Origin of the sequence: Streptomyces sp. XM83C (genome assembly GCF_023072675.1) — a bacterium.
Classification (GTDB): domain Bacteria; phylum Actinomycetota; class Actinomycetes; order Streptomycetales; family Streptomycetaceae; genus Streptomyces; species Streptomyces thermocoprophilus.
This window is the reverse complement of record NZ_JALLGL010000192.1, coordinates 1-11,804: the sequence shown is the minus strand read 5'-3', so window position 1 is coordinate 11,804 and position 11,804 is coordinate 1. Positions and strand designations below refer to the sequence as shown.

Here is an 11,804-nt window from a genome sequence, read left to right as displayed (position 1 = left end):
TGGTCACGCCAGCGGCCACCCCGCTTCGGTGTCCGGTCCGGGAGCAACGGCTCAATCCGCGCCCACTGCGCATCAGTCAACGGCACACCCGGACCAACGACCGACTGATCCAAACGAAACTGCCTAGCGGCGACGGGGTCCGCCCGCCCCCACCTCCAGCCCAGTGCCCGGCGCCGTCACGGCGCCGGGCACCGGTGCGTCCGGAGGCCGGCGACGGGACGGCAGGGCCCGCCCGTCCGGCGCCGCACGGGGCCTGCGGCCCGCTCCGGCCCGCCCGTCCGGCGCAGGGCGGAGCCTGCGGGCCGCTCCGGCACAGCGCCGGTGACCTGCGCCGCCACCGCACCGGACACACCCGTACGAAACACCCCGGGCAGGGACCCGGCCGACCCGGAACGCGGATCTCGACGCCCACCGGTAGTGGACCGCCCCGGTCCGGGCACCCGTGTGTCACGGGTCCGGGCGCCGCCCGCCGAGGCGGAACATTAGACTCGACAAGCCCGGCAACAGCTCGAACAGCTCTTACTGCAAGGAGGCACGGGTGCCGTTGCTGACCCGCATCAGGGGACCGCGCGATCTGGACCGGCTCAGCCTGGAAGAGCTGGACCAGCTGGCAGAGGAGATCCGCACCTTCCTCGTCGACGCCGTCTCCAAGACCGGCGGCCACCTCGGCCCCAACCTCGGTGTGGTGGAGCTGACCATCGCTCTGCACCGCGTCTTCCACTCCCCGAAGGACAAGGTGCTGTGGGACACCGGCCACCAGTCCTACGTCCACAAGCTGCTCACAGGCCGCCAGGACTTCTCCCGGCTGAAGATGAAGGGCGGCCTGTCCGGCTACCCCTCCCAGGCCGAGTCCGAGCACGACATCATCGAGAACAGCCACGCCTCCACCGTTCTCGGCTGGGCCGACGGCATCGCCAAGGCCAACCAGCTCCTCGGCCGTGACAGCCACGTCGCCGCCGTCATCGGCGACGGCGCCCTCACCGGCGGCATGGCCTGGGAGGCGCTGAACAACATCGCCGACGCCAAGGACCGCCCCCTCGTCATCGTCGTCAACGACAACGAGCGCTCCTACTCCCCGACCATCGGCGGCCTCGCCAACCACCTGGCGACCCTGCGCACCACCGACGGCTACGAGCGGTTCCTCGCCCGCACCAAGGACCTCCTGGAGCGCACCCCGGTCGTCGGCCAGGCCCTCTACGACACCCTGCACGGCGCCAAGAAGGGCCTGAAGGACTTCATCGCCCCGCAGGGCATGTTCGAGGACCTCGGCCTGAAGTACGTCGGACCGATCGACGGCCACGACATCGAGGCCCTGGAGTCCGCGCTGTCCCGCGCCAAGCGGTTCAACGGCCCCGTCATCGTGCACTGCCTCACCGAGAAGGGCCGCGGCTACCAGCCCGCCCTCCAGGACGAGGCCGACCGCTTCCACGCCGTCGGCAAGATCCACCCCGACACCGGGCTGCCGATCTCCACCTCCGGCGCCGACTGGACGTCCGTCTTCGGTGAGGAGATGGTCAAACTCGGCGAGGAGCGCGACGACATCGTCGCGATCACCGCCGCGATGCTCCACCCCGTGGGCCTCGACAAGTTCGCCAAGCGCTTCCCCGAGAGGGTCTTCGACGTCGGCATCGCCGAGCAGCACGGCGCCGTCTCCGCCGCCGGCCTCGCCACCGGCGGACTGCACCCCGTCTTCGCCGTCTACGCCACCTTCCTCAACCGCGCCTTCGACCAGGTCCTCATGGACGTCGCCCTGCACAAGTGCGGCGTGACCTTCGTCCTGGACCGCGCCGGCGTCACCGGCACCGACGGCCCCTCCCACAACGGCATGTGGGACATGTCGATCCTCCAGGTCGTCCCCGGCCTCAGGCTCGCCGCCCCGCGCGACGCCGACCAGGTCCGCAAACAGCTGCGGGAGGCCGTCGCCGTCGACGACGCCCCGACCGTCGTCCGCTTCTCCAAGGGCGCCGTCGGCCCCGCCGTACCCGCCGTCGGCCGCGTCGGCGGCATGGACGTGCTGCGCGAGCCCGGCACCGACACCCCCGACGTCCTGCTGGTCTCCGTCGGCGCCCTCGCCCCGATGTGCCTGGAGATCGCCGACCTGCTGCGCAAGCAGGGCATCTCCACCACCGTCGTCGACCCGCGCTGGGTCAAGCCCGTCGACGAGGCCATGGCCCCGCTCGCCGAACGGCACCGCGTCGTCGTCACCGTCGAGGACAACTCCCGCGTCGGCGGTGTCGGCTCCGCCATCGCCCAGGCTCTGCGCGACGCCGGCGTGGACGTGCCGCTGCGCGACTTCGGCATCCCGCCCCGCTTCCTCGACCACGCCTCCCGCGCCGAGGTCCTCGCCGAGATCGGACTGACCGCGCCCGACATCGCCCGGCAGGTCACCGGCCTCGTCGCCAAGCTCGACGGGCGGTACGAGCGCACCGCCGCCGACGTCGGACAGGTCGAGGCCGCACGCGACTGACCCCCATCAACGAGCGGGCCGGTTTCACCTCTGCGAGAGTGGTGAAACCGGCCCATTCGCGTGAAAGGGAACGTGCCGGGGCATACGTACCGCGCCCCCTCTCGATCATGTCGGGGACGAGCCAGCGTGGGAGGTCGCCCGTGAGCAACACCCTCTTCAGGACCAAGAACGTCGAGCAGTCCATCCGCGACACCGAGGAACCCGAGCACGCGCTCAAGAAGTCCCTCTCCGCGCTGGACCTCACCGTCTTCGGCGTCGGCGTGATCATCGGCACGGGCATCTTCGTCCTCACCGGCACCGTCGCCAAGAACAACGCGGGCCCGGCCGTCGCCCTGGCCTTCGTCGTCGCCGGCGTCGTCTGTGCGCTCGCCGCCCTCTGCTACGCCGAGTTCGCCTCCACCGTGCCGGTCGCCGGCTCCGCGTACACGTTCTCGTACGCCTCCCTCGGCGAGTTCCCCGCCTGGATCATCGGCTGGGACCTCGTCCTGGAGTTCGCCCTCGGCACGGCGGTGGTCGCCGTCGGCTGGTCCGGCTACATCGCCTCGCTGCTCGACAACGCGGGCTGGCATCTGCCCGCCGCGCTCGGCACCCGCGACGGCGCCGAGGGCTTCGGCTTCGACATCCTCGCCGCCGCTCTGGTCCTCGTCCTCACCGCCATCCTGGTGCTCGGCACCAAGCTGTCCGCCCGCGTCACCTCGCTCGTCGTCGCGATCAAGGTCACGGTCGTCCTCGTGGTGATCATCGCGGGCGCCTTCCTGATCCACGGCAAGAACTACGACCCGTTCATCCCGAAGTCCGAGCCCGTCGGCGCCGGGAACAGCCTGGACTCCCCGCTCATCCAGCTCATGTTCGGCTGGGCGCCCGCCAACTTCGGCGTCATGGGCATCTTCACCGCGGCATCCGTCGTCTTCTTCGCCTTCATCGGCTTCGACGTCGTCGCCACCGCCGCCGAGGAGACCCGCAACCCGCAGCGCGACATGCCCCGCGGCATCCTCGGCTCCCTGCTGATCTGCACGACGCTGTACGTCGCCGTGTCGATCGTGGTCACCGGCATGCAGTCCTACAAGGACCTGTCGGTGACCGCGCCGCTCGCCGACGCCTTCAAGGCCACCGGGCACCCCTGGTTCTCCGGCTTCATCAGCTTCGGCGCCGCCGTCGGCCTGACCACCGTCTGCATGATCCTGCTGCTGGGCCAGACCCGCGTCTTCTTCGCCATGAGCCGCGACGGACTGCTCCCGCGGTTCTTCTCCCGCGTCCACCCGCGGTTCAAGACCCCGCACCGGCCGACCATCCTGCTCGGCGTGCTCATCGCGGTCCTCGCCGGTTTCACCCCGCTCCAGGAGCTGGCCGAGCTGGTGAACATCGGCACGCTGTTCGCGTTCGTGGTCGTCGCCATCGGCGTGATCATCCTCCGCCGCACCCGCCCCGACCTGCACCGGGCGTTCCGCACCCCGTGGGTGCCGGTCGTCCCGATCCTGTCGGTGTGCGCCTCGCTGTGGCTGATGCTGAACCTGCCCGCCGAGACATGGATCCGGTTCGCGATCTGGATGCTGATCGGCTTCGTCGTGTACTTCCTGTACGGCCGCAGTCACAGCCGCCTCGCCCGAGGCGAGGAGCCGGCGGCGGAGGAGACGCTGTAGGCGCAGGGACGGGCGGCCGGCCGATCGGGCCGCCCGGCCCCCCGTCGATCGGGCCGTGGCGTCCTCGGCCCCTGCTGGTCGGAGCGTCCCCGGTCCGTGGCGTCCTCGTCCCCGTCAGTCCCCCCGTACCGCCCTCGGCCCCGTCACCTCCGCGCCCAGCTCCGTCACCCTGCGGCGCAGCTCCCGGTCGGCGGTGACGACGAGGACGGCACGGCCGGCGGCTCCCGCGACCAGCTCCACGACGAGATCGTCACCGCTGCCCGGGGCCTCCTCGACCCGCACCCCGGGCACCGCCTCCACACCTCGCGCCGCACCCTCGACCACCAGCACGATCTCCACCGGCCCGGTGTGTCCGGGCAGCCCGTCGGCCGCCAGCCGGTCCCGCAGCCGGCACGCCGCGCCGCGCCGGTCCCGCCACCAGCCGTCGGGCACCGAGCCGACGACGTTCGCGCCGTCGACGATCACGAGAAGCGGGCTGCCGTTGTCCATGCGGGTGAGGTCTTTCGTCAGGATGCGGTCGGCTGTTCCGAGTGACGGTACCCGCCGCCCACGGCGCGGCGCCCGTACCGGTGCCCTTCACCACCCCCCGGCCGAAAAGGTGAGGTCCAGGCCTTCCGTACGGTTGCGACATACCTTCCGTGCGCTGTGCGACGGATACCCCCCGGGTACATCAGCACCCCCCAGGTCGGCATAGAGTGATCCGGTGAACGGTGAGTGGCTCATATGCGGTCGGGACGGCCGCCTCAGCGTCTACCAGCTCTCGGGCGACTTCGTGCTGTGCCGGGCGGAGAGGGTGCCCGGGGGCCCCTGGGACGCACCGCGCAGGATCGGCGGAGACCAGCGGGTGCGCCCGGTGCTGGCGATCGGCCAGGGCATCGACTCCTACGGGCATCTGATCTCCTGGGGACCCGATACGGGGCTGGTGCACTCCACCCACTTCCGGCCTCTGCTGGCGCCCCTGGACTGGCATCCCATTGCTCACCCCGACGGCAAGGGCGACGAGTCCTTCGAGCCCGCTGTCGCCGTGGACCACCAGGGCCGCGCCCACGTCTTCGTCCGCAACGCCGCCGGCGGCCTGAACATGCGTGCCCAGGCACTCAAGGGCGGCTGGGGACCGTGGCGCGACCTGAAGGGCGCCGATCTGCAGGGCGCGCCCGCCGCGGCGGCCGGCAAGGACGGCCGTATCGAGGTCTACGTGGCCGCGCGAGGTGCCGTCCTGTACGGTCGGCAGCCGCAGCCGGCCACCGTCTTCGAGCTGGAGGAGACGGTGGAGGCCAGGGCCGTCCCGGGCACGCTCAAGGCCCTGGCGACGTCCGAGGAGAACACCACCCTGTTCTTCGTCGACGAGGACGGCCGGCTGTGCGCCTGGCGGCCCGGCAGCAAGCCGGTCGAACTGCTCGACGCGGCCGGCACGGGACGTATCGCCGCCGTGCGCTGCGAACTCGACGGCCAGGACTGCACGCTCCTCGCGCAGCGTTCGGCCACCGGCGGCGTCTCCTTCGCGGCCTTCCCGAGCGAACAGGAGTGGGCCGGAGCGTCGTGGACGCGGTCCGGCGCCGAGCTGCCGCCGGACGTCGAGGTCTCGCTGGCACTGGACTCCGACGGAAGGGTCGTGGCCGCGGCTCAGTCGCCGTCCACCGGGGCGCTGTTCCTGGCGCGCCGCAAGGACGAGCCCGGCCTGGCTCTGACGCCTTGGCAGGCGGTCTGACACCGCCGTGCGGGTGCCGGACGGCTCCCGCACGGCCCCGGGAGGCGTGAGGGAACCGGGGAGGGCAGCCACCGGCCCGTCCGTGCGGCCTGCGGCGCTGCCGGGGCCCGGCGCGGGAGCGGCCACCCCGGCGGACGGAACCGGGCCGCCGTCCCCGTCCAGGGGATGCGCCACGCCGACCGGCGACCGCCGCCCGGACGCGTCCCGGTAAGCGGCGCAGGACGAGAGAGGGCCCCCGCGTGATGCGGAGGCCCTCTTCAGGGTGCTGGGGGTGTCACGCCGGGACCGACGCCACTCCCGGCTGCAGGAACTTCTTGCCGTTCACCCGCTCGGACACGCCCGCCCGGTCCAGGTACGGCGTGATGCCGCCCAGGTGGAAGGGCCAGCCGGCGCCGGTGATCAGGCACAGGTCGATGTCCTGTGCTTCGGCGACGACGCCCTCGTCCAGCATGAGGGCGATCTCCTGCGCGACCGCGTCCAGGACACGGTCACGGACCTGCTCCTCGGTGAGGACGGCATCGCCCTGCTTCAGCAGCGCGGCGACCTCCGGGTCCAGCTCCGGCTTGCCGCTGTCGTAGACGTAGAAGCCGCGCTTGCCCGCCTCGACGACCGCCTTGAGGTTCGGGGAGACCTTGAAACGGTCGGGGAAGGCCCGGTTGAGGGTCTCCGACACGTGCAGGCCGATCGCCGGGCCGACCAGCTCCAGCAGCACCAGCGGGGACATCGGCAGGCCGAGCGGCTCGACCGCCTTCTCCGCGACCTCGACGGGGGTGCCCTCGTCGATGACGTTCTGGATCTCGCCCATGAAGCGGGTCAGGATGCGGTTCACGACGAACGCCGGGGCGTCCTTGACGAGAACGGCCGTCTTCTTCAGCTTCTTGGCGACGGCGAACGCCGTGGCCAGCGAGGCGTCGTCGGTCTGCTCGCCGCGGACGATCTCCAGCAGCGGCAGCACCGCGACCGGGTTGAAGAAGTGGAAGCCGACGACCCGCTCGGGGTGCTTCAGCTTCGACGCCATCTCCGACACGGACAGCGAGGAGGTGTTGGTGGCGAGGATCGCGTGCGCCGGGGCGACCGCCTCGACCTCGGCGAACACCTGCTGCTTGACGCCCATCTCCTCGAACACGGCCTCGATGACGAAGTCCGCGTCCGCGAAGCCCTCGGCCTTGTCCAGGACACCCGTCACCAGCGCCTTGAGGCGGTTGGCCTTGTCCTGGTTGATACGGCCCTTGCCGAGCAGCTTGTCGATCTCGGCGTGGACGTAGCCGACGCCCTTGTCGATGCGCTCCTGGTCGATGTCCGTGAGGACGACCGGGACCTCCAGGCGGCGCAGGAACAGCAGCGCGAGCTGAGAGGCCATCAGACCGGCGCCGACGACACCGACCTTGGTGACCGGGCGGGCCAGGCTCTTGTCCGGGGCGCCGGCCGGGCGCTTGCCGCGCTTCTGCACCAGGTTGAACGCGTAGATGCCGGCGCGCAGCTCACCGCCCATGATCAGGTCGGCGAGCGCCTTGTCCTCGGCGTCGTAACCCTTCTGGAGGTCGCCGTCCTTGGCCTCGGCGATGATGTCCAGGGCCCGGTAGGCGGCCGGGGCCGCGCCGTGCACCTTGGAGTCGGCGAAGAAACGGCCCTTGGCGACGGCCTGGTCCCAGGCCTCGCCGCGGTCCACCGCCGGACGCTCGACCGTGATCTCGCCCTCGAGGACGGAGGCGGTCCAGAGCAGCGACTGCTCCAGGAAGTCCGCGCCCTCGAACAGCGCGTCCGCGATGCCGAGTTCGTAGACCTGCTTGCCCTTGAGCTGCTTGTTCTGGTTGAGGCTGTTCTCGATGATCACCGAGACGGCCTTCTCCGCGCCGATCAGGTTCGGCAGCAGCGTGCAGCCGCCCCAGCCGGGCACCAGGCCGAGGAAGACCTCGGGCAGCGAGAACGCGGGCAGCGCCGCGGACACCGTGCGGTAGGTGCAGTGCAGGCCCACCTCGACGCCGCCGCCCATGGCCGCTCCGTTGTAGTAGGCGAACGTCGGGACCGCGAGACCGGACAGACGCTTGAAGACGTCGTGGCCGCCCTTGCCGATCGCGTAGGCGTGGTCCCACTCCTTCAGCAGCTCGACGCCCTTGAGGTCGGCGCCGACCGCGAAGATGAACGGTTTGCCGGTGATGCCGACGCCGACGATCTCGCCGTCCGCGGCTTCCTTCTCCACCTGGTCGATGGCGGCGTTGAGGTTCGCCAGCGACTGCGGGCCGAAGGTGGTCGGCTTGGTGTGGTCGTGGCCGTTGTCCAGGGTGATGAGCGCGAAGCGGCCCGCACCCAGCGGCAGGTCGAAATGGCGTACGTGCGCCTGCGTGACGACCTCGTCCGGGAACAGCTCGGCCGCGCCCTTCAGGAGTTCAGCGGTGGTGCTCACTTGTCGCCTCCGTCGAAGTGCGGGTTCTCCCAGATGACCGTCGCGCCCATGCCGAAGCCCACGCACATGGTGGTCAGGCCGTAGCGGACGTGCGGCTGCTCCTCGAACTGGCGGGCCAGCTGCGTCATCAGACGGACGCCGGAGGAGGCGAGCGGGTGGCCGAACGCGATGGCGCCGCCGTACTGGTTGACGCGGGCGTCGTCGTCGGCGATGCCGTAGTGCTCCAGGAAGGCCAGCACCTGCACGGCGAAGGCCTCGTTGATCTCGAACAGGCCGATGTCGGAGATCGACAGGCCGGCCTTGGCGAGGGCCTTCTCGGTCGCGGGGATCGGGCCGTAGCCCATGACCTCCGGCTCCACGCCCGCGAAGGCGTAGGAGACGAGGCGCATCTTGACCGGCAGGCCGTTCTCGCGGGCGAAGTCCTCGCTGGCGATGATCGAGGCGGTGGCGCCGTCGTTCAGACCGGCCGCGTTGCCGGCGGTGACCCGGCCGTGCACACGGAACGGCGTCTTCAGGCCCGCCAGGTTCTCCAGGGTGGTGCCGGGACGCATCGGCTCGTCCTGCGTCACCAGGCCCCAGCCGGTCTCGCCGCCCTCGGGGTTGGTGCGGCGCACCGAGATCGGCACGAGGTCCTGCTGGATCTTGCCGTTGGCGTACGCCTTGGCGGCCTTCTCCTGCGAGCGCACGGCGTACTCGTCGGCGCGGAGCTTGGTGATCGACGGGTAGCGGTCGTGCAGGTTCTCCGCGGTCATGCCCATGAACAGGGCGGACTCGTCGACCAGCTTCTCGGAGACGAACCGCGGGTTCGGGTCGACGCCCTCACCCATCGGGTGGCGGCCCATGTGCTCGACACCGCCTGCGATGACGGCGTCGTACGCGCCGAAGGCGATGGAACCGGCCGTCGTCGTCACGGCCGTCAGGGCGCCCGCGCACATGCGGTCGATGGAGTAACCGGGCACGGACTGCGGCAGCCCGGCGAGGATGCCGGCCGTGCGGCCCAGCGTCAGACCCTGGTCGCCGATCTGCGTTGTCGCCGCGATGGCGACCTCGTCGATCTTCTTCGGGTCCAGACCGGGGTTGCGGCGCAGCAGCTCCCGGATCGCCTTCACGACAAGGTCGTCGGCGCGGGTCTCGTGGTAGATGCCCTTCGGGCCCGCCTTGCCGAACGGGGTGCGGACGCCGTCGACGAAGACGACGTCCCTGACGGTACGAGGCACGATGGCTCTCCTCCAGGGTGCGGGATGGCACTGCTGCGATGCGCTGAGCGCGCGCTCAGGCCCATGCTACTCATGGGTAATGTCGCTGCCCAGTCCCGGAGCTGCAAGCGGTGAAGGTCACACCCGGACGGCCCGGTCCGACCGGATCGCCGGGTCCGCCCGGACAGCGCGGCACGGCGGTGCGAGCGTACGACCGCGGGGTTGCGCGCGGCTGTACCCCGCGCTGCGTGGCGTGCTGTACGGGGGTGGGGTGGTGGCGCCGCTCGGGCCGGAAGGCCGGCCGGGTCGGCCGGGTCGGCCGGGTTCGGCCGGGCGCCGGGGAGACGGAGACCCCCGGCGCGGTGGAGCGGCCCAGAGGGGTCTCCACCGCGGCGGGGGTCTCCGTCGTCGTCACGCCCGGTCGGCGCAGGCCGGGGCTCTCGCGCCCGAACGGACGGACCCGCGCCGGCCGTCGCCGGTCACTGCGCCCGTGCGGACGACAGGGCCTCCACCAGCACCGGCGTCACGAGCTCCACCTGCCAGGGCCGTGCCCCGTGCCCGGTGAGCGCGGCGCTCACCGAGTCGGCGTCGGCCGGCTTCGGCGGCTCCCAGCAGACGCGGCGCACCGTGTCCGGCGTGATCAGGTTCTCCTGCGGCAGATTCAGCTTCTCGGCCAGTGCCGTCACCCCGGCCCGCGCCGCCGACAGCCGCTGCGCCGCCACCGGGTCCTTGTCGGCCCACGCGCGGGGCGGGGGAGGACCGAGCACCGGCTGACCCTGCTGCGGCAGCTCCGACTCCGGCAGCGCCTTGGCGCGGTCCACGGCTGCCTGCCACTGTTCGAGCTGGCGCCGCCCCATCCGGTGGCCGAAACCGTTCAGCGCGGCGAGCGCGTGCACCGAGCCCGGCAGGGCCAGCGCCGCCTCCACGATCGCCGCGTCGGACAGCACCTTGCCCGGCGAAACGTCCCGGCGCCGCGCGATGCGGTCCCGCGCCTGCCACAGCTCCCGTACGACGGCGAGCTGGCGGCGCCTGCGCACCTTGTGCATGCCGGACGTACGCCGCCACGGGTCCTTGCGGGGCTCGGGCGGCGGGGCGGACGCGATCGCGTCGAACTCCTGCAACGCCCACTCCAGCTTGCCCTGCCGGTCCAGCTCCTTCTCCAGCGCGTTGCGCAGGTCCACCAGCAGCTCCACATCGAGCGTGGCGTAGCGCAGCCACGGCTCGGGCAGCGGGCGGGTGGACCAGTCGACGGCGGAGTGGCCCTTCTCCAGGATGAAGCCGAGCACGTTCTCGACCATGGCGCCGAGGCCGACCCGCGGATATCCGGCGAGCCGGCCGGCCAGCTCGGTGTCGAACAGCCGCGTCGGCACCATGCCTATCTCCCGCAGGCACGGCAGATCCTGCGTGGCGGCGTGCAGCACCCACTCGGCGTCCGCCAGCGCCTCGCCGAGACCGGACAGGTCCGGGCAGGCCACGGGGTCGATGAGCGCACTGCCCGCGCCTTCGCGGCGCAGCTGCACGAGATAGGCGCGCTGCCCGTACCGGTAGCCGGAGGCCCGTTCGGCGTCGACGGCCACGGGTCCGGACCCGGCGGCGAAGGCGGCGATCACCTCGGCGAGCGCGGACTCGTCCGCGATCACGGGAGGGATGCCCTCGCGCGGCTCCAACAGAGGAATCGGCGCCCCGTCAGCACTCGGTCCGCCGTCGTCCGGAGGGGCGCCTCCGGTGGTTCGCAGTGAAGTGTCTGCTGCGGTGTCTCGGGCGTCGGTCACCTGTCAAGGGTATCCGCACTGTGCGCCGAGCTGACCTGCGCTTTCGGCCGAAAGTTCGGCTGACCTGCGGAAACGGTGTCATGACATGGGTCACGGTTGCCGCTGTTCTCGTCGCCCGGACCGTCCCGTACGTGTCTGCGCGGAACCGCTCGCCGGGAGCCTCCGGCGCGCTCGTTGCGCGGGTGGGGGCGCGGGAAGGGCGCCTACCGAGGGAACGTTCCGTCGGCAGGCGCCCGGGGACGAAGGGAAGGGGGGATGGGAGGAGTGCTCAGGCCTATGAGAAAGGGCAGCGGGAGAGCCCGGAGTGCCGGGAGAGGCGGCGGGGACGTTTCGGCGGGAGTCAGTGGATGATGCCGGTGCGCAGCGCCACCGCGACCATGCCGGCCCGGTCGCCGGTGCCCAGCTTGCGGGCGATGCGGGCGAGGTGGCTCTTGACCGTCAGCGCGGACAGGCCCATGGAGACACCGATCGCCTTGTTCGACTGGCCCTCCGCCACCAGCCGCAGTACCTCCACCTCGCGGCCGGACAGCTCGCGGTAGCCACCCGGGTGGCTCGGGGCACCCGGGGGACGACGGTGCAGACGCGCGGCTGCGGCGCCGATGGGGGCGGCACCGGGG

8 protein-coding genes are annotated in these 11,804 nt (G+C 71.7%); 3 read left to right on the top strand and 5 right to left on the bottom strand.

Annotated features, from left to right (window positions below):
- Window positions 1-538 precede the first annotated feature (538 nt).
- Entirely contained in the window at window positions 539-2,467 is a 1,929-nt protein-coding gene (gene dxs, locus MTQ10_RS20685; protein WP_247470326.1) for a 1-deoxy-D-xylulose-5-phosphate synthase, read from the top strand.
- Between the two features lie 140 nt (window positions 2,468-2,607).
- The gene (locus MTQ10_RS20680) at window positions 2,608-4,107 is read left to right on the top strand and encodes an amino acid permease (protein WP_247470323.1); all 1,500 of its coding nucleotides are present in this window, start codon (window positions 2,608-2,610) and stop codon (window positions 4,105-4,107) included.
- Window positions 4,108-4,221: 114 nt separating this feature from the next.
- Here the strand turns inward: MTQ10_RS20680 and MTQ10_RS20675 are convergent, their stop codons facing one another.
- Window positions 4,222-4,596, bottom strand: coding sequence for an NTP pyrophosphohydrolase (locus MTQ10_RS20675; protein ID WP_247470316.1), 375 nt, complete (start codon window positions 4,594-4,596; stop codon window positions 4,222-4,224).
- A 214-nt stretch (window positions 4,597-4,810) separates the two neighbouring features.
- On the opposite strand from MTQ10_RS20675, the gene MTQ10_RS20670 reads away from it, so the two are divergent.
- Window positions 4,811-5,815, top strand: a complete 1,005-nt coding sequence (locus MTQ10_RS20670) for a hypothetical protein (protein ID WP_247470315.1) — start codon at window positions 4,811-4,813, stop codon at window positions 5,813-5,815.
- 274 nt (window positions 5,816-6,089) lie between these two features.
- Here MTQ10_RS20670 and MTQ10_RS20665 read toward each other — a convergent pair whose 3' ends face one another.
- From MTQ10_RS20665 to MTQ10_RS20650, 4 genes are all read right to left on the bottom strand, one after another.
- Window positions 6,090-8,219, bottom strand: coding sequence for a 3-hydroxyacyl-CoA dehydrogenase NAD-binding domain-containing protein (locus MTQ10_RS20665; protein WP_247470314.1), 2,130 nt, complete (start codon window positions 8,217-8,219; stop codon window positions 6,090-6,092).
- On the bottom strand, window positions 8,216-9,436 hold the full coding sequence (locus MTQ10_RS20660; RefSeq protein ID WP_247470312.1) for a thiolase family protein: 1,221 nt from the start codon (window positions 9,434-9,436) through the stop codon (window positions 8,216-8,218). The genes MTQ10_RS20665 and MTQ10_RS20660 overlap by 4 nt, the downstream gene beginning before the upstream one ends.
- A gap of 458 nt (window positions 9,437-9,894) precedes the next feature.
- Window positions 9,895-11,187 (bottom strand): HRDC domain-containing protein, encoded by a 1,293-nt coding sequence (locus MTQ10_RS20655; protein ID WP_247470311.1) that lies wholly within the window; start codon window positions 11,185-11,187, stop codon window positions 9,895-9,897.
- 340 nt (window positions 11,188-11,527) lie between these two features.
- On the bottom strand, window positions 11,528-11,804 hold a 277-nt coding region (locus MTQ10_RS20650; protein ID WP_247470310.1), incomplete at its 5' end, for a response regulator transcription factor.

Coding starts and splice junctions, on each gene's coding strand:
- MTQ10_RS20675 (WP_247470316.1), bottom strand. CDS start 4,596: ATGGACAACGGCAGCCCGCTTCTCGTGATCGTCGACGGCGCGAACGTC.